20 protein-coding genes and 1 pseudogene are annotated in these 22,694 nt (G+C 66.5%); 10 read left to right on the top strand and 11 right to left on the bottom strand.

Features of this window, described 5'->3' with window-relative positions; translation table 11 throughout:
* Positions 1–41: 41 nt before the first annotated feature.
* The 8 genes from AB0K28_RS46370 to AB0K28_RS46335 form a co-directional block, all read right to left on the bottom strand.
* Entirely contained in the window at positions 42–986 is a 945-nt protein-coding gene (locus AB0K28_RS46370; RefSeq protein WP_364383572.1) for a bifunctional lytic transglycosylase/C40 family peptidase, read from the bottom strand.
* Positions 986–1,885, bottom strand: a complete 900-nt coding sequence (locus tag AB0K28_RS46365) for a replication-relaxation family protein (RefSeq protein WP_364383569.1) — start codon at positions 1,883–1,885, stop codon at positions 986–988. The genes AB0K28_RS46370 and AB0K28_RS46365 overlap by 1 nt, the downstream gene beginning before the upstream one ends.
* A complete protein-coding gene (locus tag AB0K28_RS46360; RefSeq protein ID WP_364383566.1) occupies positions 1,882–4,227 on the bottom strand; it encodes a DUF87 domain-containing protein in 2,346 nt (781 codons plus the stop codon). The genes AB0K28_RS46365 and AB0K28_RS46360 overlap by 4 nt, the downstream gene beginning before the upstream one ends.
* Complete coding sequence (locus tag AB0K28_RS46355) at positions 4,224–5,945, bottom strand: ATP-binding protein (protein WP_364383563.1); 1,722 nt, start codon at positions 5,943–5,945, stop codon at positions 4,224–4,226. Before AB0K28_RS46355 ends, AB0K28_RS46360 begins: the two co-directional genes overlap by 4 nt.
* Positions 5,942–6,922, bottom strand: a complete 981-nt coding sequence (locus AB0K28_RS46350; RefSeq protein ID WP_364383560.1) for a PrgI family mobile element protein — start codon at positions 6,920–6,922, stop codon at positions 5,942–5,944. Before AB0K28_RS46350 ends, AB0K28_RS46355 begins: the two co-directional genes overlap by 4 nt.
* A complete protein-coding gene (locus AB0K28_RS46345) occupies positions 6,906–8,396 on the bottom strand; it encodes a hypothetical protein (RefSeq protein ID WP_364383557.1) in 1,491 nt (496 codons plus the stop codon). The genes AB0K28_RS46350 and AB0K28_RS46345 overlap by 17 nt, the downstream gene beginning before the upstream one ends.
* A 34-nt stretch (positions 8,397–8,430) precedes the next feature.
* Positions 8,431–8,700 (bottom strand): pilin, encoded by a 270-nt coding sequence (locus AB0K28_RS46340; protein ID WP_364383554.1) that lies wholly within the window; start codon positions 8,698–8,700, stop codon positions 8,431–8,433.
* 305 nt (positions 8,701–9,005) lie between these two features.
* Positions 9,006–9,779 carry a hypothetical protein gene (locus AB0K28_RS46335; RefSeq protein ID WP_364383551.1) on the bottom strand — a complete coding sequence of 258 codons (774 nt, stop codon included), beginning with the start codon at positions 9,777–9,779 and terminating at the stop codon, positions 9,006–9,008.
* 366 nt (positions 9,780–10,145) lie between these two features.
* Here AB0K28_RS46335 and AB0K28_RS46330 point away from each other — a divergent pair, with 366 nt between their 5' ends.
* The 6 genes from AB0K28_RS46330 to AB0K28_RS46305 all read left to right on the top strand — a co-directional run bounded on the left by AB0K28_RS46330 (position 10,146) and on the right by AB0K28_RS46305 (position 15,629).
* Positions 10,146–10,469: a hypothetical protein gene (locus AB0K28_RS46330; RefSeq protein WP_364383548.1), complete on the top strand. Its 324-nt coding sequence runs from the start codon at positions 10,146–10,148 to the stop codon at positions 10,467–10,469.
* 61 nt (positions 10,470–10,530) lie between these two features.
* The gene (locus tag AB0K28_RS46325) at positions 10,531–11,313 is read left to right on the top strand and encodes a transposase family protein (protein ID WP_364383545.1); all 783 of its coding nucleotides are present in this window, start codon (positions 10,531–10,533) and stop codon (positions 11,311–11,313) included.
* Between the two features lie 414 nt (positions 11,314–11,727).
* Entirely contained in the window at positions 11,728–12,597 is an 870-nt protein-coding gene (locus AB0K28_RS46320; RefSeq protein WP_364383542.1) for a DNA methyltransferase, read from the top strand.
* On the top strand, positions 12,594–13,436 hold the full coding sequence (locus tag AB0K28_RS46315) for a DNA methyltransferase (protein ID WP_364383539.1): 843 nt from the start codon (positions 12,594–12,596) through the stop codon (positions 13,434–13,436). The genes AB0K28_RS46320 and AB0K28_RS46315 overlap by 4 nt, the downstream gene beginning before the upstream one ends.
* 640 nt (positions 13,437–14,076) lie before the next feature.
* Complete coding sequence (locus AB0K28_RS46310) at positions 14,077–14,268, top strand: helix-turn-helix domain-containing protein (RefSeq protein ID WP_364383536.1); 192 nt, start codon at positions 14,077–14,079, stop codon at positions 14,266–14,268.
* Positions 14,265–15,629 carry a tyrosine-type recombinase/integrase gene (locus tag AB0K28_RS46305; RefSeq protein ID WP_364383533.1) on the top strand — a complete coding sequence of 455 codons (1,365 nt, stop codon included), beginning with the start codon at positions 14,265–14,267 and terminating at the stop codon, positions 15,627–15,629. The genes AB0K28_RS46310 and AB0K28_RS46305 overlap by 4 nt, the downstream gene beginning before the upstream one ends.
* A 105-nt stretch (positions 15,630–15,734) precedes the next feature.
* Here AB0K28_RS46305 and AB0K28_RS46300 read toward each other — a convergent pair whose 3' ends face one another.
* Together AB0K28_RS46300 and AB0K28_RS46295 are read right to left on the bottom strand one after the other, a co-directional pair.
* The gene (locus AB0K28_RS46300) at positions 15,735–16,673 is read right to left on the bottom strand and encodes a restriction endonuclease (RefSeq protein WP_364383530.1); all 939 of its coding nucleotides are present in this window, start codon (positions 16,671–16,673) and stop codon (positions 15,735–15,737) included.
* A 36-nt stretch (positions 16,674–16,709) separates the two neighbouring features.
* Positions 16,710–17,864 (bottom strand): HNH endonuclease, encoded by a 1,155-nt coding sequence (locus AB0K28_RS46295; protein ID WP_364383527.1) that lies wholly within the window; start codon positions 17,862–17,864, stop codon positions 16,710–16,712.
* A gap of 459 nt (positions 17,865–18,323) precedes the next feature.
* Between AB0K28_RS46295 and AB0K28_RS46290 the strand changes: the two genes are divergently transcribed.
* Entirely contained in the window at positions 18,324–20,087 is a 1,764-nt protein-coding gene (locus AB0K28_RS46290; protein ID WP_364383524.1) for a hypothetical protein, read from the top strand.
* Between the two features lie 2 nt (positions 20,088–20,089).
* Positions 20,090–20,383 carry a hypothetical protein gene (locus AB0K28_RS46285; RefSeq protein WP_364383521.1) on the top strand — a complete coding sequence of 98 codons (294 nt, stop codon included), beginning with the start codon at positions 20,090–20,092 and terminating at the stop codon, positions 20,381–20,383.
* A 2-nt stretch (positions 20,384–20,385) separates the two neighbouring features.
* Here AB0K28_RS46285 and AB0K28_RS46280 read toward each other — a convergent pair whose 3' ends face one another.
* Entirely contained in the window at positions 20,386–20,739 is a 354-nt protein-coding gene (locus AB0K28_RS46280; protein WP_364383518.1) for a hypothetical protein, read from the bottom strand.
* 567 nt (positions 20,740–21,306) lie between these two features.
* Here AB0K28_RS46280 and AB0K28_RS46275 point away from each other — a divergent pair.
* Positions 21,307–21,965 (top strand): annotated as a pseudogene (locus AB0K28_RS46275) (transposase).
* Positions 21,966–22,166: 201 nt separating this feature from the next.
* On the top strand, positions 22,167–22,532 hold the full coding sequence (locus AB0K28_RS46270; protein WP_364383515.1) for a hypothetical protein: 366 nt from the start codon (positions 22,167–22,169) through the stop codon (positions 22,530–22,532).
* Positions 22,533–22,694: the final 162 nt, after the last annotated feature.

Here is a 22,694-nt window from a genome sequence, read left to right as displayed (position 1 = left end):
CTCGTCAGCGGTGCCGAGAGCTACCAGCGTGAGCGCTTGCCTCAGCCACCCGGACGGGCGTAACCGACAAGGTCTCGTCGGGATGTGTAGTGGCTGATACGAACACGTAGGCCGGTACGCGGGGCTTCAATCATGCGATCTCCGTCGATAACGAGGCCAACATGCCCGGGGCGGCCCGGGGCTCCGCCCGAGCCCTGGAAGAACACGAGATCGCCGGGAGCGCGGTGGTCGGGCGGGACATGGGGGATGGCCAGCCACTGATCCTCAGCGGTACGCGGCAGGGCGACTCCGGCTTGGTGCCACGCGTAACGGACGAGGGCAGAGCAGTCGAAGCCCATCACCCTCGTGCCCAGCCCTATCCCCGTCGTCGGGCCTTCGAGGTCGCCGCCTCCATACGAGTAAGGGGTGCCCAGCCAGCGGGACGCCGCCGCCACCGCAGCCGTGCCGCGTTCAGATCCGCTGATCAGGAGGGGCGGGCAGGCTACGGCGTAGGAGTCGGCGATGCGTAGGACCTTGGCAACGTACGCGGGGTCGTGGTTGTAGCGCAGGAGCGCCTGTTCGAGGTGGGTCGGTGCGCCGCTGTGCCGGAGGTAGGCGGCTGCGGCGGGGATGGCATCAGCGGGGTCGTAGATATCTGCCGTGCCGTCCGCGTTGCCGTCTACGCCGAAGGCTTGCCAAGTGCCCGGGATGAATTGCATGGGGCCTGCTGCTCCGGCTGGGTTGGTGCCGGTGGTGACGCCGGGCCCGGTGCCTCGGCCGTGGTCGGACTCAACCTTGCCGACCGCTGCTAGGACGGTCCAAGGGATGCCGTTGCGGGCGGCGGCCTGCTGGTAGAGGTCGAGGTACTGGAGCGGGATGTCGGCAGGTGCGGACGTACCGCAGGAGGCGCTCGGAACGTCGCTACCTGGCAGCACAGCGGCGATGACGCTGACGAGGACGGCGATCAGGGCGAGCGCCCCGATCGCCGTGCCGATGATGACCGGCATTACGAGGGAACGTCCATGCGCCCCCACGCGTCCCGTAGGGCGATCAGGCGGCGGCGGGGGCCGGTTGATCCGGCTGGTAGCCATACCGGCCCGGCGGGCCCGTCGGGGGCCGTGGCGGGCGTGTGGACGGCGGTGGCCACGGGGACGTCAGGGGCCATCAGGAACTTGCGGAAGTTGGCCTCGCGCGTGGGGTTCGGGAGCCAGAAGAGTACGTGCGTGCTGATGCCGGTCGCTTCGGCCAGGGCGGCGTACCCGTCGAGCTTGGCCAGGACACGGGACAGCGGCTCGGTGCCGGTGTCGTGTTCCAGGAAGAAGTCGATGGTGTCCGGCTGGCCGGTGGGGGAGAGCTCGGTCCAGCGTCCGAAGGCGTCCGGCCGAGCGAGGTCGCCCCAGAGCGCGGTGCATCGGCGTTCGGGCCACCATTCGGCGACTTCACACCCGTCGGCTCGGCGGCGGGCCGTGGCGTGGAGCTGAGCGAAGAACTCGTTCACTCCCACCTGGTGGGTCAGCCGGGAGGAGAAGGCGATCGCGCCGGCCGTGTCAGGGCGGTAGCGGAGTTCGGCGGGGGTGATGCCGCGCTGGGCGGCCAGGTGGTGGGCACCAGTGGGGCCGAGGATCCAGTGCCAGGGGCGGCTGCCGGTAGGGGCCCAGGGGCGGAAGCGGTCCAGGGCGCGTGGTTCGTACAGGTCCAGGAGGCGGTGGCGGGCGCGGTGGATGCTCGGGAAGAAGATGGCGGTCAGCTGGTCGGTGGTGAGGACGCGGTGTTCCCAGACGGCGTCGAGGATCTCGGCGTCTCGTGGGGTGAGGCGCGCGGCCAGACCGGTGAGGAGGGCTTGGCTGGCACGGGCGCGTGGGTGCCGGGAGGGGAGCAGGCGACGGGGTGAATTCGGCCGGGTCATATAGCGCCCTCCTCGTGGGCTCGGCGTGGATCGGTCGGGAGGCGGAGTTTCGGCTTGCTCGCTGTGGTGGTCTCGGGGCGTGCGAACGTCGCACGGGAGGCGGTCCGGACGGCTTCTTGGCGGCCGGGGATCGGATCGGGGAGAGGCCGGGTGCGGAAGGTGAACGCCGGTGACGGGCCTCCTGCGCCGGTCATGATTCGTCCGGCTGCCTGGTACGCGCCCAGGTGGGACAGGTCGTGTGCGGTGAGTACGGGGCCGACGTGGCGGGCAAGGTCGTGAGCGTCTTCCGGTGAGGCGGTGAAGTAGACCTTGTTGCGTGCGTCGGCGGAGACGGCTTCGCGGAGGTCCTTGGGAAGCTGGGACAGGTGCTGGTGGGCGAGCGTCAGCGAGAAGCGGTAGGCGCGTGCCTCGGCCAGCAGGTCACTCACGGAGATGGGCATGTTGAGGAAGTTCTGGGCCTCGTCGATGTAGGCGGCGGCATCTTGGCGTTCGTGTTCGGGCAGGCGTACGCGAGGAGTGATGGCCTGCCAGGTGTGGGCGAGGAGGAGCGAGCCGAAGAGGCGCGCGGCGTCCTCGCCGAGGACGCCCTTAGGCAGCCGGGCGAGGACGAGGCCACCGGTGTCCAGGGTGCGGGCCAGGTCGAACGTCGAGGCCCCGCCGGACAGGGCGTCCCGGACGAAGGGGCGCAGGAGGACGGCGCGGAGCTTGTTCATGACGGGGCTGATTACTGAGGCGCGGGCGGCGGGTGACAGCTCGTCGTACGCGGACCAGAAGCCGCGCAGCAGCTCATCATCGAGCTTGCCGACGATCCGGGCACGGAACGGGGTGTCGGTGAGGAGCTTCGGCACGTCGGCGAGGGTTGCGCGGTTGCGCTGAGTTCGTACGAGGGTGAGGCAGGCCGAGCGCATGAGGTCGTCCAGCCGCGGGCCCCAGGAAGAGGCGAAGCAGCGGTGGAAGATGCTGACGATCGAGTCGACCGCGAACGCCGGGTCCGGTCCGGCGAGGACGTTGAAGCAGGGCGGATTGCCGGGTTCGGCCGGGTCGAAGAGGACCGTCCGGTTGATGGCGCGTTCGGGCAGGCGGTCGAGTACGTCGTCGATCAGGTCGCCCTTGGGGTCGATGACCAGGGCGCCTCGGCCGGCATGGGCGTCAGAGAGGATGAGGTTGGCCAGGAAGGTGGACTTGCCGACACCGGTCTGTCCGAGGACGTGAAGGTGCTGGCGGGCCGAAGCCACCGTGACCCCCACCGGGCGCGGGTGGCCGGTCTCCGCGTCACCCAGGACACGGATGTCCTGTCCGTACATGGGGACATCAGGCGCGGGCGGGATGGGTCGGGCTCCGGCTCGTGTGACGCCGGGAGCAGCCTGGTCGTAAGGCAGGTGGGCCAGCGCGGCCAGCTCATCGACGGCCAAGAGGTAGCCGCAGTTCATGCGGCGCTTCGACATGCGCCCGGGTAGATCAAGGCCGCGCAGGCGGCGCAAGTACTGATGACCGGAGGCGAAGAGCGCGAAGGTAGCGGCGATCTCGTGGGCACGACCACGGAGCCGGTCCGAGGCGTCAGGCCGGTCACTCGTCACCACGTATGAGATCTGGACGGAGAAGCGCGGCTGATTCGCCTTGGCGAGGATGGCCCGGATCTCCTCAGCACGCTCAGGGAACAACCGCGACAGCTCACCGGGCCGGCTGTGATGCAGCCCGCCCGGAGTGATGACGTCGAACAGGTCGGCCCGAATGCTGCTGGACCTGCCGTTCCGCAGCGCCGAGGCAGCGCGGTGCGCGGCTGACAGCCGCCGCCCGGTCACCGGGCGGACGAGAACCTGGACGGCGGCGTGCTCGCCCTGGCGCAACCCCGAGAGCGCACCGAGGAGCGCGCGCAGCGGATCGTTGCGGTGCGCGGTCGTGAGCGGGTAGTGGTCGGGCCGAGCCAGAACCATCCGCCCTCGGGAAACGACGGCACCGCGCGACGGGAGAGCTTCAGCCGGACGAGTGGTCACGGCCGCGCCCGGCCAGGCCGACCGGATCGCCTTCTCGACCAGCCCAGGCGGTACGACCCCCGGCACCCACACCTGCACCCGGACCCCGGCCGCATCAGCCACGTACTCCCAGGCCAGATGAGGCTGACCGAACAGGACCCGCTTCCAGCGCGGCGCGGTCAGCCCCATCACCTGGGACCACCAGGCAGCCGCACTCCCGGCCTCGACCTGCGGCGGAACCGCGATCTCGACCAGCCGAGCGCTACGGCCGAAGCGCGCGTTGCGCCACCGCCAGAGGACGGCCTCAGCCGCGCTGAGACCGGCGGCACCACCGATGACGGCTCCCCAGAGCCCTGGATCGGAGATCATTCGGCCGGGTCCGTGGTGGCGAGCGCGTGCTCGGACGTACTGGCGACGGCGACGAAAGCGGCGCGATCTCCGACGCCCCCACACACCAGTCCCTCGCCCTGGCCGGCCGACAGCAGGAAGAGCCGTTCTCCTTCGGTGAGGTCGAAGGCTTCGGCGATCTCGTCGATGGCTTGAGGTGCCTGCCGCAGCAGGACCTGCGTACTGGCGTTGGAGACGACCGCCTTGCCGAGGTCGGAGCCGAGCAGATCGGCGGCGTCCTGGGTGACGACGGCGAGCCCGGCCCAGTGCTTGCGGGCGGATTTGGCGAGCCGGTAGAGGAACCTCGCGCCCTCGTTCTCGCGCATCAGCGTCCACGCCTCATCGACTACGACCAGGCGGCGGCGCCGGTCTGCGGGGTTGGACACGCGCCGCCAGATCGCGTCGAGCGCCAGGAGCATCCCGACCGGCCGGGTCTCCTCAGGCAGGTCTCGCAGCGAGAACACGATCAGGTGACCGTCCGGCCGCGTGGTGGTCGGACCGGCGAACAGGCTCCGGTAGGACCCGGACACGTACGGCGCGAGCCGCGCGGCCAACTCGGACGCCTCCGGCGCGTCGGTGGCGTCCAGCATCGTCACCAGGTCGGCGAGCAGCGGCGCGGGACGCTTCCACGTGCGCCGATCGGAGGTGATGCCCTGAGCCGCGTAAGTGGCGATCACCGCCTTGTCCAGGACGGCCTTCGTCGCGGCGGTGAGCGGTTCGCCGAGCATGGTCGCGACCAGCGTCTGGAAGAACATCGCGCGGCGGTCGAGCGCATCTTCGTCGGCGGAGGCGGGCAGGTCGAAGGGGTTGAAGCACACCCCTGGCGTGCCGAGCCCGAGGACGGTCCCTCCGACGGCGTCCGAGAGGCGGCGGTACTCGTCCTCGGGATCGACCACGCACACCTCGACCTGGTGGAACAGCAGCCGCAGCACCTCCAGCTTGGTGAAGTACGACTTGCCCGCCCCCGACCTGGCGATCGTCACGGAGTTGTAGTTGTCATGAGCGAACCGATCCCACAACACGACTCCGGAGGAGTACGCGTTCAGCCCGAACAACACCGGCGTCTCGCCGAGCCGAGGCCGCAGATCCGGCGAGGCGAACGGGAACGCCGCCGCGAGCGCCGAGGTGTCGAAGGTCCGGCGGGTCTTCAGCGTGTCCGTGCCGAGTGGAAGTGTGGCCGTCCATCCCTGCATCCCCCGGAACGTCGTCGGCTGCGCGTCGAGCAGCAGTGACGCCGCCAGTGCCTTGACGTGCTGCACCTCCGCCTCCAGCTCCTCGGCATCCGCGGCATGCACCGTGAGATAGAGGCCGACCCGGAACAGCCGGCCATGCCCTCTGGCAAGGGACGCGGCAAGCTCAGCGGCGTCATCGGCGGCGGCCTCGGCGGCGAAGTCCGGCATCCGGGCGCCCGTGGAGGCGGACTCCAACCGGGCGAGCTGGCGTCGCAGGCGCTGGGCGGCGATCAACGGCGGAATCGGCTCGATGTGCAGAGACACGTCGAGGTGCCCTGGATAACCGGTCAGTGGTTCGAGCCAGCCCGCGCCGACCTCCCGTGGATACCCGGCGATCGCGAACGACGCGCACACGCCATCCGGGAACTCGACCGAACGAGCGTTGACCTTCAAGGACGGCGGGCCGGGCAGGGCAGCGGCGGTACGGGCCAGCTCCTCGTCGCCGCCGGCAGGCCGGGTGAATCTCATCGAGCCCCCTCTCCAAGCGTGATCGGCTCATCAGGACGGGCGACACCGACCGGTTCGGGACGGCGCGGCGACAGCGACCGTACGAGCAGATCGCGAGCCTCCTCAGCGCCCACGACGCTGGCCTGAACCCCGAGACTGAGCAGGGAACGTACGGTCTCCTCGGCGCGACGCATCACGATGGCCGCCGAGCTGTCCCGCCGCCGAGCTGCATGCCGGGACCTCCGTGCGAACCCGGGCGGCTGCTCGGTGTCCTGATGCCGAACGACGACCAGAACATCTCGGGTCAGCAGATCCCGAGTGGCGCCCAGCTCGCCGAGGAACTCGGCATGCTGGCGGGCCGCCTGCTCAAGCGCGGGATCGGCCAGCCGCCCCGCCGCACCCTCGATCACGTCGGCGAGGTCAGACAGATCAACCGGCCGCGCCTGTAGAAGGATCTGCACGGGCGCGTCCAGCGAGTTCAACCACCCGGCGAACACCCCGACCAGCGCCGCCTGCTCCTCGCCCGTCCGCAACCCGAACGCCACGGTCCCGGCACGGACGACAGCAACAGTCCCGCCTTCCGCGAGCTCCATAACGCCGTCCTCACGGATCGCCCGGACCGGGAGCCGCAACGCACCTGGTAGACGGCCCCGGACCCGGCACCAGGCCGGCGGCGCAAGGACTCCTTCCTCGGTGGTGACCAGCTTGCGGTCCCGCCGCAGATGGCCGAAGGCGTGAAGGACGAGCCGGTCAAGGCTGAGCCCATCCCGCCTGCCGAGCGCCAGCGCGCATCCGCAGGCGATCAACGGCAGGAGGATCGCGACGAGCACCGGGAGAGGCAGCCGGTCGCCGGCTATGAGGTACACCCAGGCAGCCAGCACCCCGGTTCCGCCCAGGATCGCGACCTGCCGGACCGTCAGGTTCGCGAAGAGCTTGTCCGGCATCTCGACATCGGCTGGGATCTTCGCGACCAGCCGTTCTTTACTTGCGTGGCGCACGACGTGCCACCCTTCTGGGAAGACGAGGCATCTGGAGCCGCAACGCGACCTGTGACGGGCGCGGCGGCGAACGACGAGGCTCAGACGGCACGGCCCCATTGGGCGGCCGGTCGCGCCGGACAACGGGCCGAGGACGCGGCGTGGGCTGCGGACGGCCGACGGGCTGCCCTCTATCGGTGGGCGCTGGTGGGGATGAACGGTGAACGTGCGCGTCCCCACCGCCCGGACGGCGGTTGTCGGCGGTCGTCCCCGGTGGACGACGCGGATGGCGCGGCATGCCCGGACGCGGCCCGCCCGCTTTCGGCCCCGAACCACCGCTCGGACCTCCGCCAGGAGGGCCGCTGGGCCCGCCCTTGCCGCTCGGCGAGGTGGGCGGCTTCGGCGGCTTGGGCCGGCGCGCAGCGCGGGCGGCATTGAGCCCCTTGCCGAGGAGCATGTTCAGCCCGCGATAGACGATCAGCGACTTCACCAGCCGTGGCAGGGCCCGAGGCTTGCTCGCCTGCCAGATGGTCCGAGCGACCCAACCCGGGATCTTGAGCAGGACGAACAGCAGGCATATGGCCATGAGCAGGTCGGTCATGTCCGCCGTACTCGGAATCCAGAACGACTCGTCGTCGGCCGGATTGGCGGAGAACAGCAGTTGCAGCGCCGTGACGAGCACGAGCGACTGGCACATCTGAATCGCGAGCAGCCCGGCGAACGCCCGCCACCACAACCGCGCGATCCCCTCGGTGACGGGCAACGCATGAAGGACCAACGCGAGCGGGGCCGCCACGATCACAACCATGGTGAGCGCGATCCGAACGATGTAGGTGAACAGCACACCAACCGCCAGGACGATCACCACGAGCGCTACGAAGGCGAAGAACACGCCCTTGAGCACGATGCCCGCGAGAACCGCCTTCTTGATCGCGTCGAACACCAGCTTCGGATCGATCCGTTCGGCCCCATCGACCAGGAACGCCTGGCTCAGCCCGTTCGCCAAAGTGATCGCGTACTTGATGGCGATCAGGCTGAGGTTCGCGGCCAGGAACGCCCACACGAGCCGAGGCAGCAGTTCCCGCGCCGAGGTCCCGCCCGGCAGCGCTTGCCCGACCATGAGCATCACGCCCGCGAGCGTCACCAGCAGCACGAAGCAGGTGTTCGCGATCGTCCGCGACAGCTCCCACAACTGCTTGGCCCGCGCCATCTCGGGAGAGTCCAGCTCCGGCGTCGCCAGCACGGTCGAGCCGAGAGACTCGAACACCGGCTTGGTCGCCGACTCCACAAGATGCGTGAACCACTCGTCCATCGCCAGTCGCGTCTTGCACGCCACATCGATGAACCCGCAGTCCAGTTCCGGCTCTGCCGGAGACGAGTTGGGCGTGGCAGAAGGCGTAGGAGTCGGTACGGGCGTCGCAGGCGCTGCACCGGCGACCCCGCTGAGCAGTACCGAGACGAGCGCCGCCGCACCGACCGCCAGCAGAGCGAACAACCCGAACGCTCTGAGGCGGGCCAGGGCCGCCACCTCAGGCCCCCACGATCCGCTGCAGAATCCCCACGAGGACCGGAGCGAGCATCGCCACCCCGAACCCGAGCGCCCCGTACCGCAGCGTCTTCTTGGCGGCCTCGACCTCCCCAGGATCACCGCCGGCCAGGATGTACCGGACGCCGCCGATGGTGAAGAACAGCGTGGCCAGGCCGACCAGCAGCCCGATCACCACGTTGCGCAGGTTGGTGATGACCTGATCGAGCGAGGCCGAGGCCAGCCTGGTCATCGCCTCGGCGACACCGGGCACGGTCAGCGCGGCTACCAGGCAACCGGCGGTCCAGAGCGCTGAAGCGGCGGCACGCCGGGCCCAGCTCGTACCTGCTGGAACCCGGACAACGAACAATGGACAAGGCCGAAACGGCTTCATGACATGGCTCCCCGAGACGTGAGGATTGTGAGCTGGGCCGCCAGCCGCGATCACGGGCCCGAGACGGGCCGGGACGGGTGTCCTCCTTCAAGGACGAGGGACGATGGGCTCGATGGGAACGGGCAACCGCCCCCCAGTGCTCCGCCCCGAGCCGTGATCACGGCTGACATGGATGAACCACCGATTCAGCAGGCGAGATTGGACGCCGGCCCGTCGCAGCTGACCGAGACTTGACCCTCCTCGATCGCCCGCGCCAGGCGTGCCTCGGCCGCCCGCCGCCGCTTGTACAGCCGATCAGCCGGCACCCCGAGCCGCCCCGCGTACGCCCGCAACGCCTGCCCCTCCAGACGCGTCGCGTTGATCAGCTTCGCTTCATCCGAGCTGATGACTTGGCACCGCACGGCTTCCGCGAGCACCATGAACGGCTCGCCGTCGAGAGCCACAGGCTCCGGCACATCGGCGCAGATCTCGACGGACGAGCACTCCCGCGCCCGGACTCGAAGCGCCCCCTTCTTCGCCCACAGCAGCAGCCGAGGCAGAATGTTCGGCCGATCGATATCGATCCGACGAAGCTGCGCGACGAAGTACGTCACCATCTCCGAGACGATGTCCTCAGCCACGTGCGCTGGGCAGCCGTGTGTGGTCCGCGCGGCCAGATTCTTCAGCCCCGGCATCGCCACCCCGACGCACCCGATCACCCACGCGGGGCCATCACACCGTGAACGCCGCACGAGATGCGCCCACACGGTGTCCTTGAGTTCATCGGTGGCATGCGGCGCCAGCAGCAGCGTCTTCAGCTCGCCGAGATCGATCGGACGTTGAGGCACTCCATGCCCGATGGAGTGGCCTTCTACTGAGAGCGGACTCGGACCAGTGATCAGGAGCTTGAACGATCTGTCCGCCGCGCTCAGCGCGTTCTCGCTGAAGCTCGTCGTGGTGTCCTGCAAATCGATGGCCATGGTGTCTCCCCGTGAGGCCGAGCTGGATTGGTCGATCCAGGTCTCGGCCATCGGATGGGAGAAACCAGGGGCGCTGATGGCAACTGCGCGAACACCGCGAACCGCCGCAGCCGCTGCCATCGGCTTGCTGACCAGGAGGAAGAGGAGGGCCTGAACTCCGACTCCAGAGGTTCGCCAAGCCACCTAAACGGCTTCTAACCTGCGAAGATGTCCTTCCGCGGGCGGGCTGGCAAAGCTCCAGCAAGCAACTGTGGTGACCTGCTGCGCTTCTCATCGAACGTCCGCACCTCTACTCCAGCGCCATGATGTTGTCACCAGACGCACGGTTACCTTCGGATGGTGGTCGGCTTCGGCGACACTCGAGGTATGGAGTCGACTGGCAACCAGTACGCCTTCGTGATCCAGACGAGAGACAAGCACGGCAAGGTCTGGTCATGGGTCATGGACCATGGGCCCGCCGACGACCGGGTGGTAGGGCGTGGGGTGGTTGATGACGCTGAAGAAAGCCCGCACAGTTTCGGTCGAGCGACCTTCGACGCATACTTGGATCGCCTGATCGCCACCGCACCAGAAGCCGTCGACTACTACCTTTATGACGATGAGTACGACACTGAGTGGCGCATTCTAGTGAGGCTTTTCCAACCTGATCGCGCTGGCCAGCAGGGGTGGCGCCGAGACGGGTTGGCATGAGAAGAGGCTCCCGGTAAGACAGCAGTCGACCAAGATCCGATGCCTCTACCGGAGAGCCTCGTTGCTGTCTTATCGTGCCTCGATTCCGCTGTCCAATCACACCCTGATCCGCCTGGCCGAGCTCATCCGTATCCGGCGTGCCGAGCGCCGCTGCCGATGGCGGCGCCTGGATGCATCCCGGCAAGCCCTGCTCGTGCTCGCCCACCTGCGCAACGGTGACACCTACGCGCGTCTTGCCGCCGGCTTCGCCATCGGCACCAGCACCGCCTGGCGCTACGTCCGTGAGGCGGTCGACCTGCTCGCCATGCTCGCCGACGACGTTCACGCCGCCGTCTTACGCGCAGGCAGGCTGGCCTACGCCATCCTGGACGGCACCTTGATCCCCATCGACCGGCTGGCCGACGAACGGCCCTACTACTCCGGTAAGCATCGGCGCCACGGCGTGAACGTGCAGCTCCTGGCCGACCCATCCGGCCGCCTGGTGTGGGCCTCACCCGCGCTGCCCGGTGCCACGCATGACCTGACCGCGGCACGCGCCACCGGCCTGATTGACGCGCTCACCGCCGCAGGGGTGAAGACCTTCGCCGACAAGGGCTACCAGGGCGCGGGCGGCAGCATCCGTACGCCGTTCAAAGGACATCGGCTGCGGCCGCCACTGTCGCGCCACCAGCGCTCGGTCAACCGCGCACACGCCCGCATCCGCTCCTGCGGAGAACGCGCCGTGGCCACCTTGAAGACCTGGAAGGTCTTGTCCCGCCTGCGCTGCTGCCCGCACCGCGCCACCACGATCGTGCAGGCCATCCTCGTCCTGCAGCTCATCGAAGAAGGCCGCCACTCAGGATGAAAAGCGCTCAGTGTGGGACGTTCCCGCTACTGGCTACAGCCGGTACAGCACCGTGCCTCCGCCTGGTGACCGTGTCCGTCTCGGATATGCGCTGGCCATGGTCGCCGAGAACATCGAACCTCACGCAAAGAGCACCTGGCCTGCCCATGTGGTGCGCAGACGGCTCCATGGCAAACGGATAGATCAGCGGATGGACAGCGAGACCGCCGCCGGAGAAGGTAGCTACCCCTGAGGTTGTCAATGGTCAGGGGCGACTCGATGGCGTCTAGACGTTAAAACCGATGTGGGACCAGCATCGCCGTGGATAACCTGCCGAAGCGGTACTCGCCAGCCTGGGCAAGTCCAGTTCCAATAACCACTGATCAACCGGTGTTTCAGTGCATGGGAACGGGTGGCCGTTAAGGGTCACCGTAGATGAGTAAGAACGACAGACCGCAGTCGAAGCGGTCACGGGCGACCGAGAGGCGGCTGGTGCCGCTCTCAGTGTGGTTGTGTTCTGACGCTGGAGTCGGGGCGCCCAGGGCGAAGGACCAGCCGCCCGTTGCCGAGGCGGTATGCGAGCGGCATCGCCGGGCCGTCGGGCGGGAGTTGGCGCGGCATCTGATCGGTGCCTGCACTCGTCCAGGCTCAGTCGTCGCGGATGTTTTCACGACGAGTGAGACGGTCCTCGTCGCGGCGGCGGAGATGGGGCGGCTGGGCATCGGGCTCGCTCCGCGGATGCCGGTCGCACAGCACCTTGTCAGCCGGTTGCGGCAGGATCTCGCGGCGGATCAGCGGGCCGCGGTGAGGCTGCGCCCGCATGGGCCGCATGCGCTCCGAGAGGCGCTGCTCGGCCTCGAAGGCCAAGTTGAGCTGCTGATTGCGGCTCTTCCCCCATACCCGGAAGTCGGACGGGTGATCGGCTCGATGGAGCGCTCTTGTCCTACGTGCCGGGCGGAGCAGCCAGTGCCCGGGGTGACGCACCTGGATCGTTTCCTGGCGGATGCGCGGCATGTTCTAGCGCCGGACGGCCACTTGGCGGTGATCACGACTGCTCGGTATGAGCACGGCAGGCTGGTGGACCAGGCACCGGGCATCATCCAGCGGGCGGCACGGGCCGGACTCACCTACCTTCAGCACGTCATCGCATTGCGGGTTCCGATCAAAGGCGATGCGCTCGTCGTTCAGCCTGACCCGGCGGAGCTGGCGCAGCTTCGCCAGGTCCAGTCAGCGGAGCTGCCGCCGCTGGTGTCGGTGCATGCGGATGTGTGTCTGTTCACCCGTACCGGCGGAGGCGCGCGATGAACGAGCATGTTCTGCCGTCGGTGTTGGCCACGGGGCAGTTGCAGGCGAAGATGCAGCGGCGCGGCCGGTACGTTCCGGAGTCGATGAGGCATCCGGGCAAGATGCTCCCGGCGATCGCTTCGCAAGTCATCTCAGCGTTCACCGAGCCGGGGGAGCTGGTCCTCGATCCGATGTGCGGGATCGGGACCACGCTGGTGGAGGCGGTGCACCTGGGACGGCACGCCGCGGGGATGGAGTATGAGGCGGACTTCGCCGGTCTCACCGCGGCCAACGTTCAGCATGCACGTTCTCACGGCGCTGAGGGATTCGCTCGGGTGGCTTGCGGAGATGCGCGGAACATCGCAACGGTGTTCGGGGATCTACGGGGCATTGCAGCCCTGGTGCTGACGTCTCCGCCGTACGGCATGAGGACCCACGGCCACGTCCGCTGCGGAAGCCGGGAAGGCGGTGGGCCGGTGCAGAAGTCGAACCACCGGTACTCCACTGACAAGGGCAACCTCGCCCACCAACGGCTGCCCCAGCTGATGGAGGGCTTCGGACAGATCCTCGCCGGCTGTATGGAACTACTGCTACCCGGTGGAGTCATCGCGGTCACGATCCGACCCATCCGGGTCGACGGGCAACTCGTGGACCTCCCCGGTCAGGTCATCGAGACGGCAGAGGCAGTCGGCCTGGTGCTGACGCACCGCCTGGCCGCATTGCTGTGCGGAGTGCGTGAGGGCCAGCTGATCAACCGGGCGTCGTTCTTCCAAATGCTGGAAGCGTGGAAGAGCCAGGAAAAAGGGCGGCCAGTATGTGCTGCGGCTCACGAGGACCTACTAATCTTCCGCGCGTCATGAGCTCGTGCTCGCTGAAGTCATAGGCGACTAACGCCCTGGCAGCCATTCCGAGAGTTGATTTCCGGCGCGATGACCAGCCGGCCGCCGATTCAACCGACTTGACGCGAGGCCTAAAGGTGAGGGTGCATGTCACGTGCTCAATAGCCCGAGACACCCGCTATTCCTAGCGGCCCCGCAAACACCGTCAAACGTTGGGCGTGCCCAGCACTGAACAGAGGGGGTGACGTTCACTGCCCAATAAAGCCACCAGCCCCCGACCCATAGTCGACGGCAGCAAGCAATGCGGAACCGACGTACTAAAGGCCCCAGCCTGGCCACACATCCGCCAAGACGTTCGCCAGGCCGAGGCCATCCCACCCCAGCTCACTGGAGAGGATGATTTCATCTTGCACCACCTTGCCCGGTCGCGTGCCGTACTCACGGCAGCCGATCACTTCGGCAATCCGGAAACCGGCCTTTGCTCTGCACAGAGCATCTGCGCGGCTTCCGTCAGCATCCATCACCCCTCGGGGGCTGAGCCGGCGACGACACCGCCTTCTGCCAGGGAGACCGTCTTCGGCGGCAGCACGGCCGCGTGGCCCAGTGGCCTTCGCCAGGTTGATCGCGCTCATACGTCCCCTACGACCAGGGGCGGTAGCCGATGAGTAGGAAAGACGAACTGCTGACGGTCACGCAGGTCCTGGAGGAACTGGGAGGCGTCTCCCGCCGCACCTTCTACCGCTGGCGCCAGCTCGGCAGGGCACCAGTGTGCATCCAGCTTCCCAACCTCGAGCTCCGCGTCTGGCGAAGCGACCTCAACGCCTGGATCGAGTCACGGCGGGAAGCGGCATGAGAACGACCTACGACGTGAAACTCGGCGGCATCCAACACCGTACCGACCGGGACACGCCCGCCTACGTGGCCCGGTGGCGCATCGCCGGCAAGGAGAAATCCAAAAGCTTCCGCAGCAAGGGGCTGGCCACCGCCTTCATGTCCGACATGCGACAAGCGGTCAAGGTAGGGGAGGAGTTCGACGTCGCGACCGGCCTGCCGCTATCGATGCTGCAGCCCGAGTCCACCGGTCCCTCGTTCCTGGAGTTCGCCCAGTCCTATGTGCTTCGGCGCTGGAACACATCGGCGGCCCGGACACGAGAAACGGACGCGTACGCGCTGCTATCGCTGCTCCCCGCTCTGGTGACGGAGAGCCCTCGCCGTCCCACGCCCGAGGCGCTACGGGAGGTGCTCCGAAATCACGCACTCCTCCCGCCGAACCGGCGGCAGGAACTGACCCCGTCCCAAGCCGCGACCCTGACATGGCTAGAACGCGCCTCCTTGCCTCTGGCAGCTCTTGGAGAGCCGCACATCCTGCGCACAGCCTTGGAGGCCATCTCAGTCACCTTCACCGGATCCCCGGCCGGGGCGAACACGGTGCGCCGCAAGCGAGCCGTTCTCCACCATCTGCTTGAGCACGCGGTGGAGCAGAAGGTGTTCGACAGCAACCCGCTGGACGGCATCAAATGGACCGCACCCAAAGCCGTCACAGTCATCGACCCACGAACGGTGGTCAACCCCGCCCAGGCCAGACAACTCCTCGATGCCATCCCGAAGGTCGGACGCAACCGAGGCTCCCGCCTCAAGGCGCTCTTCGCCTGCATCTACTACGCCGCACTCCGCCCCGAGGAAGCGGCAGACCTGCGGCAAAGGAACTGCACCTTGCCCGAATCCGGCTGGGGCCTAATCGTCCTGGAGAAGGCACGCCCCCAAGGCACGAAACGCTGGACCAACTCCGGCGAGACCCACGAATCCCGAAACCTCAAGCATCGAGCAGACAAGGAGACACGGGAAATCCCAATCCCGCCCGTCCTGGTCGCCATCCTCCGCGAGCACATCGCCGAGTACGGCACGGTAAAGGACGGCAGGATCTTCCACACGGGCAAGGGCGGCACCTACTCCAGCTCGGCGCACAGCTACGTCTGGCAGGAGGCCCGAAAACTCGTCCTCACTCCTGAGCAGATCAGCTCCTCCCTGGCAGGTCGGCCCTACGACCTCCGTCACGCGGCCGTCTCTCTGTGGCTGAACGCAGGGGTACCCGCTGTCGAGGTCGCAAAGCGCGCCGGCCACAGCGTGGAGGTCCTGCTGCGGGTGTACGCCAAGTGCATGGACGGCCAGCAAGAGCACATCAATTCCAAGATCGCCAATGTCCTGACCGACTGACTCGCTGAAAGCGACTGCGGCCCCAACCAAGCTGGGGCCGCAGTCGCGCTTTGTGCATGGCCGACGTGGACGGTGCTCCGTTGTACGGGATGTCCTGGCCGTCCGTTATATCCGTCGCAGGAAAACCGTGTCGACTGTCACATCCTCCACCTGGCGGATTGTGGTGGTGACTCCGATTCCGTACTCCTTGAGCAGGTCACAGAGCTGATCACCGTCGATCAGATCGATGGGTGTGGCCCCATCGCGAGTGGCTTCCTTTTTGGCAGGTTCGGTGAACGTCCCGGTCGTGATCATCAACCCGCGGTCGCCACGTCCGCTCAAGGCGCCGCGGAACGCCTGCACCTCAGGTGCCCCCACAGCGCCGCGATAGCGCTTGCACTGGAAGAAAACTGGAAAGCTGACCAGCGAGATTCGATACTTGCCCCAGCCGTCGATCCCGCCATCACCGGAGAGCTTGGTGACGTGGGTGTTTGAGAAGCCGGCCTCACGAAGGAGCCGCTGCGACAGTCGCTCGAAGGCGTCCGCGGACATCGCGTGCAGGGCCTCACGGAGAACCTCCCGCCAAGATTCCTGCTCAGCCGGCACAGCGCTGCCGTCTGTCAGCGGCAGCTGATCCTCCTGAGGGGTGCTCATCTCCTGCGTTGGCTCGCCCGGCGAAGAGTCCCTCTGCTGATCCTTCTTTCGTACGGACAGCTGATAGTTCTTGTGCAGCTCGTCAATCTCGTCGAGCCGTACCGCGCGTCCATACTCCGTGAGGGACCAGATTCGCTTGCTGTTGGCGAGAAGCCCCATACCTTTAAGGTAGCTCCTCGCCCAGCCAATCCGCTCCTCCAGGAGACTCCTCGTCCCCTTCTTATTGAGAACCGCCTGCTGCTCTTCTGGGATTCGCCCATTCTCAATGACCTTGGAGCTGATCTCCGCGATCGAACCAGAGCCTCCGAGATCGCGGATGGCCGTGAGGGTAGGCCATAAAAGGTCCTTATACGTGGGCACTACAGGGTCCGTCACAAAGGGATGATGGCAGAGAGATCCGACAGGTTCCATCGTCGGCGGAGCACTCATATTCTGCCGCGCTACAGATCAGTACAGATTGCGGTGGTACGCCAAGTATTTCGGATCGACGTGGTGACCAGGGATCGTCCGCAAGACACCTTGCTTCTCGCCCGTGAGCCGATTGATCAGGGTGAGGTCGTCCTTGATGACGATAGCGCCCTGGTCGAAGAGGACATGGTCGTTGGGGCACAAGCACAGGAGGTTGCCGGCCACGTCGTAGCCGTTGTTCGGGGCGCCGAGCGGGCGGATGTGCGCCCCTTCGGCGTACGGGCCGTCTGGGAGGAGCAGTCGGACTCCGCAGATCTGGCAGGTGTGGTCGTGCAAGCTTTTGATCAGCTGTGAAAGTGCGTTGTCCCTGATGATTCGGCTGACCGTGGTCGAGCGGCGTCCGGGCGTACGAAGTTCGTCGGGGGATGTGGGCGGCTGCTCGTCGATGTCGACCAACCCGACGCGCATGAGCAAGGCGTTCTGATCATCATTTGGGAAGTACTTCTGCAAGAGGTACGCACTGGCCTGAGCTCGTACCGCCCGATCTTCCGTTACAAGGTCGAACACCCACTCGCGTAGGCCGGAGAGTGGCTGGTTCCGGTTCATCCATGCGAGGGGAGGACTGCCGCTGGGGCGTGGTGGCTCCGGGTGATCGGGCATCGACCATAACCCGAAGTGCACGAGCTTGAGGACCGGATATTCAGGGGTGGGTCGGTCGTCCGGTAATCCGAACTCAGTGATGAGGGCACTGATCTCGGCCCGTGCGACGCTCCAGGGCACAAGGCGTTCTGCTCGGTGTGCGGCTCTGCCGAGTGCCCATAGGAGGGTAAGGGGCTGATGGCGCTTGGGGCGGCCGTTCGAGACGGCGGTTTCGAGACCTCTGATCTTCTCCAGGAACGCGGCGGCAGGTGAGGTGTCCTGGCGCGTATCGAGGAGGAATCCGAGGTGACCGAGGACTCTGCCGACCGTTGCAGCCCCGCCGGAGAACTCGGACGGTCGAAGCACGCGCCCGTCGACACCGCGGTGGGCCACACCGGCGATCGCCTTGGAGTCATAGCGGTGCCCGTTGTGGAGGATGAAGTAGTGGCGCGCCTCGCGGAAGCCGTACCGGTCGAGGAAGGCATCACGACCCAGTTGGTCATACTCCTTGATCGCCGCAAGTACCATGACACGGTTGAGATCAGATAAGGCCATCCGCTAACAATATGTCGGAATCCGGCGGTATGTCAGCGCAGGCGCTGGCGGTTGCGTACCTTGCATCCACCCCAGCGCCGCCGTGATACGCACGTGTTGTGTGCGAAGTAGGAGATACGTAGCGCTCTGGAAATCTAGCTCGCTAACGGAAGTGCGGCCATGGTCCGGAAAATTTCGTTGCGGCCTTCTCGGTTGCCATACTGAAGTCCGGTTACAACATCTCGTTAACCGACTCAATAGATTCATCAATCGCCGCGCATCGGATCGGGTACGTGCAGGACAGCCACCAGGGTCGTGTCGTTGGCGAGCTGGTATGTGCTGCCGCGAAGCGCGCTGTGTCCTGATACGGCTATATGTGTCGCGTTGGTTCGATGCCCTAATGAAAACGCATACCACGTTTACCCGACATGCCCGTCGTGCTTGACTTCCACCATGTAGCCACACTCTCTAGGAGAGTTCATGGGGGAGTTCGTCGGGATCGATCCCCTCGCTGCGGACAAGCTGATCCGTCAGATGGACAGAGGGAAGGACGTCCTCGGCAGGGCGCGGCCAGGGCTCGAAGCGGCGATCGCTGAGGCTGGTGAAGAGTGGGTGGGGCACGAGGGTGTCACCGCGATGCACCGGACCTGGTGGTTCTTCCACGAGTCACAGCAGGACCTCAGATGGCGCGTCGACACCCTCAAACGGATGGTGCCGACGCAAGAAAAGGGCATGCTGACCGCCACCATGCCCTTCGCCAGCCAGACAGAGGCGGCACAGGCTGCTGTCAAGGACGCGGCCGCTATCACTGAGGCCCTCAAGCACCACGACGAATATCTCACCGCACAGAGCTGGAGCGAGGTGGAGAAGGCCGCAGCGGCGCTCAAAAGCCGAGTCGACGATCCCGCCTATGCGGCATCACTGCTGGCCACGCTCGGCCCCAAGACGTTCCAAAAGCTGTTTCGAGATTGGCTGAATACCCAGGCCAAAGGCGACCGCAGAGGTATGACCCCGGACACGTTCAAGCACGCTGAGGGCGCCGTGCCGGGGTTGCTGTCCAGAGCGTTCGCCAGCGCGGAGAGCTCCGGACGCCTCGGCAACGAGTGGCCCAAGGCGATACAGGAGATACCGTCGGACATCCTGACGGCCCTGGTGGCTTTGGCTCCGCAGTCGAGCGCCTTCCTCAATCAAGCGGCCACCATCCTGCTGCAGCGGCCGCCCAACTCCGACGCCTTTCCCACCGACCCGAACTGGAACCTGTACGACCTGGCCAAAGCGTTCAAGGCGAATCCAGAGGCCTTCCAGAAGTTCCTTGCCGAACACCCCAACGAGGCATCCGTCCTCCTCGACGCTCACACGATCAGGTCCAGCGGCGTAGCCGAGTACGAAGAGATGCTGGCACAGGCTCTGCACGGTGCACTGAAGCCCGGTGCCGGCGATGACCCTACGCAGGACCGGGCCTGGCTCACCGTCATCAACAGAATGGGGGCCGACAACAGTTTCTGGATAGGCGGAGGCTTAGGTACGTTCGCCAACTCGCCTATCAGCCGAGTCTTAGCGCAGGACATCAGACCACATCTCGATGATCTCGCTCGAGGACAGGCCGCGCGGAACGCCCCCGGACTGCCCTATGTGGCCCCTGACTCACCTTGGAACAAGCTCGACCCCGTGGTCAGCGCCCGCTTCATGGGCGCGTTGATGCAGGACCCCGCAGCGGCCGACACGCTGATGCAAGCGGCCAAGGCGTACACCAAAGAGCTGGATCCAGGACGCTTCAATCCGTTCGCCTCGGACTTGTACAGCAGAGAAGCACATACGAACCTCGCCGAACGAACCGGCGCGCTGGCGAATCTTCTGCTGGCCGGCTCGACGTACGCCGAATGGAGCGACGACGAGTACGCCGAGAAGATAGCCGGGTATCTTCTCATGCCGGTCGACTACTTCAACAACAAGTACCTGCCTATAGACAGCGCGGTCGTGGCCACCGGCCATGGCAAAGTGCTCGACGGCGTCAAAGACGTCATGAAGGACATGATCACGGACTACCTCGACAAGAAGACACCCGACGACGCCGAAACCGTCGCCAACGCGCTGGTGGAACAGCAGATGTCCTTCCTCGTCCAGTCGCTCAAGGAACACGGACTCCCACCGCTCAGTGCGCCGGACAGGGTCACGATGAAAGAAGCCATCAAAGGCCGGCTCCTGAGCGCGCTGACCCAGGCTCTGAAGGTACGGGGTGGCTGACCATGCCCGTCAAACATCAGTTGCTCCGGGAAGCAGCGGAAAAGGAAGCGCTCGCCCTCACCTTCACCCGCTATGCGAAGACTCTCGCCGAAGTGTTCGACGGCATCCCATCAGGGGCAGGCGGTGGTGAGACCTTCTGGAAGGGACCGGCCGCTGAGCGCTACCTGACCAACGCCGGCCAGCTCAAGCGCCAGTTAGGCCATTTGGAAAGCGGCTGCATGGCCACAGCTGACAAGCTTCGCCGTCGCGCAAGACAACTCCGGGAAGAGGCCGCGCGCGTACCAGATCCTATGTAGCTTCAGCCGCTGCGGGCGAAGCATTCCGTCTTCCCGACGATCACGATGTGAGGTGACGTCGACGATCGGCCGAGGAGCGTGAAGGTCAGTTTGGTCTCGTCATTGACCAGCACAGCGACGCCAAGGTCATCGTCGGACAGGTCGAGCTCATCTACGAGCTCCCTGTATCCCAGCGTTACCAGCTTGCCTTTCAGGAGCCCGATGCGGCTGATCGCATCCTGCCGAGCCGGGTCGGCGAAGTTCCCCTTGGCCGAGAAGTATCTCTGTGCTTTTCCAGTGCCGCAGGAGGTCGACTTGTCCTGCTCAGCCCGTTCCTTCGTCAGCCCCGTCAGATCTGACTCGATCAACGAGAGCACCGCGTCTCCATCAGTCGCCAGCCGCCGAGCCGACTCGTCTAAAGTTGACGGTCCTGCTTCGCTTGCGCAGGCTGTAAGAGCTGCGGCACCTGCAAGGATTGCAGCGGCTGCCCTCAAAAACGGATCAAGGCGCACGATCGGACCATATCCGACTCACGGCTACCCGTACATCCGAACCGTGCGGCTATAACAAGCCGTCATGAACGATGCCGTTTGCGGGAGGTTGCCCGACGTTCTCCGCTGACAAGCATGGTTTGCGGCGGCGGCTCGACAAGCTTAGTAAGTACCGACGGCGTCGACAGGCGTTAGTACGGCAGTCTCCATTCGCGGTTTGACCAGCGAGGATGGGCGAGAGCCCGTTGTGATCTTGTGACCGGAGGCAGGCACAACGAGAGCAGCCGCTCGTGATCATGACTTTGTGACGAGTACAAGATCGAGAGCGGCTGCTGCGCTCATCCTAGAGGCACGCCGCGTGCAACGGAACACCGACGACCCGCTCACCGCGCTGGGCCCGATGTTCGCCCGGATCGAGCCTCGCCTACAGCCGCTAAATACATCCACGCCGTCATGTCCGACCTGCCCAAACGCAACGGCTGGACGATCGCCGAGCATGCCGGGGATCGCTCTCCCGCCGCCACCCAGCGCCTGCTGAACCGCGCCCGCTGGGACACCCTCGGCGCGATGAGCGTCGTCCGCCGCTTCGCCACCGAACGACTGAACGCCGCCCCCGGCCCCACCGGCCTGACCGTCGGCGCACTGGACGAGTCCGGCCAGGAGAAGAAAGGGCAGGCCACCGCCGGCGTCAAGCGCCAGCACATGGGCTGCGCGGGCGGCTCGACAACGGCGTCAACACCGTCTACCTGGCCTTCATCCGCGCCGGGACCGGGCACACGCTGATCGGCGCCCGCCAGTGGATCCCCGCCGAGCAGATCACCGACCCGGTCACGGCGATCACCACCGGCCTGCCCCTGGACCTGACCTTCGCGACCAAGGGCGAACTGGCCGTCGGCCTGCTCACCGACGCCTGGCGCGACGGCATCGGCGTCGACTTCATCGTCGGCGACGAGGTCTACGGCGCCTGCACCAAGCTGCGCACTTTCCTAGAGGAGCACGAGCAGGCCTACGTGCTGCGGGTGCGCTCCTCCTTCACCCTGACCCTGGGTGGCGGCACCCGCCTGACCTGCCAACAGGCCGTCGCCCGGCACTGCACACCCAAACGCGCCTGAACCATCCGCTCGGCCGGCCAGGGTTCCAAGGGCGAACGCGCCTACGCCTGGGCCTGGATCGCCACCACCAGCCCACGCCACTTCCTGCTCGTCCGCAAACACCGCAAGAGCGGCGAACTGGCCTTTCACTACTGCTTCGTGCCCGAAGGCCAGCCGGTCACCCTGCCCCGACTGATAGCCGCCGCCGGGCTGAGATGGCCCGTGGAAGAAAGCTTCGAGTTCAGCAAGGACCTGTTCGGCCTGGACCAGTCCCAGGTCCGCCTCTACGAGGCGTTCCTGCGCCACCTCGTGCTCGTCATGGCAGCCCTGGCCATCTGCGCGGTCAGCGCCGCGGCCGCCCGGCACCGCACTGATACCCAGGCCCCGCCACCCACCTGGCCCGACCAGCAACCCCCTGCCGACACCGGCATGATCCCCCTGACCATCGCCGAGATCAAACACCTGTTCAACGCCACGACCACATCGACACCCTCACTGCTGCACGCCGCCCACTGGTCGATCTGGCGACGCCGACACCAGGCCCGAGCCCGCTGGTTCCATAAACGCGCCCGCCTGGCTATCGCATAAACCCACAGCTCAGCTCACGAATGGAGACTGCCGTACTAGGAGCTCGCGCCCGACGAGGCGCGTCGCGCGGCACCGACACCGAGATCCTGTCCTGGATCGACGACCACTCCCGCTACGCCCTGCACGTCAGCGCCCACCACCGCATCACCGGACCGATCGTCC

It is taken from the genome of Nonomuraea sp. NPDC049504, assembly GCF_040676845.1.
Classification (GTDB): Bacteria; Actinomycetota; Actinomycetes; order Streptosporangiales; family Streptosporangiaceae; genus Nonomuraea; species Nonomuraea salmonea.
The sequence above is the reverse complement of the archived record's forward strand: the minus strand, read 5'-3'. Positions and strand labels throughout refer to the sequence as shown.

Coding starts and splice junctions, on each gene's coding strand:
- AB0K28_RS46370 (WP_364383572.1), bottom strand. CDS start 986: ATGCCGGTCATCATCGGCACGGCGATCGGGGCGCTCGCCCTGATCGCC.
- AB0K28_RS46365 (WP_364383569.1), bottom strand. CDS start 1,885: ATGACCCGGCCGAATTCACCCCGTCGCCTGCTCCCCTCCCGGCACCCA.
- AB0K28_RS46360 (WP_364383566.1), bottom strand. CDS start 4,227: ATGATCTCCGATCCAGGGCTCTGGGGAGCCGTCATCGGTGGTGCCGCC.
- AB0K28_RS46355 (WP_364383563.1), bottom strand. CDS start 5,945: ATGAGATTCACCCGGCCTGCCGGCGGCGACGAGGAGCTGGCCCGTACC.
- AB0K28_RS46335 (WP_364383551.1), bottom strand. CDS start 9,779: ATGGCCATCGATTTGCAGGACACCACGACGAGCTTCAGCGAGAACGCG.
- AB0K28_RS46330 (WP_364383548.1), top strand. CDS start 10,146: ATGGAGTCGACTGGCAACCAGTACGCCTTCGTGATCCAGACGAGAGAC.
- AB0K28_RS46320 (WP_364383542.1), top strand. CDS start 11,728: ATGAGTAAGAACGACAGACCGCAGTCGAAGCGGTCACGGGCGACCGAG.
- AB0K28_RS46315 (WP_364383539.1), top strand. CDS start 12,594: ATGAACGAGCATGTTCTGCCGTCGGTGTTGGCCACGGGGCAGTTGCAG.
- AB0K28_RS46310 (WP_364383536.1), top strand. CDS start 14,077: ATGAGTAGGAAAGACGAACTGCTGACGGTCACGCAGGTCCTGGAGGAA.
- AB0K28_RS46305 (WP_364383533.1), top strand. CDS start 14,265: ATGAGAACGACCTACGACGTGAAACTCGGCGGCATCCAACACCGTACC.
- AB0K28_RS46300 (WP_364383530.1), bottom strand. CDS start 16,673: ATGGAACCTGTCGGATCTCTCTGCCATCATCCCTTTGTGACGGACCCT.
- AB0K28_RS46295 (WP_364383527.1), bottom strand. CDS start 17,864: ATGGCCTTATCTGATCTCAACCGTGTCATGGTACTTGCGGCGATCAAG.
- AB0K28_RS46290 (WP_364383524.1), top strand. CDS start 18,324: ATGGGGGAGTTCGTCGGGATCGATCCCCTCGCTGCGGACAAGCTGATC.
- AB0K28_RS46285 (WP_364383521.1), top strand. CDS start 20,090: ATGCCCGTCAAACATCAGTTGCTCCGGGAAGCAGCGGAAAAGGAAGCG.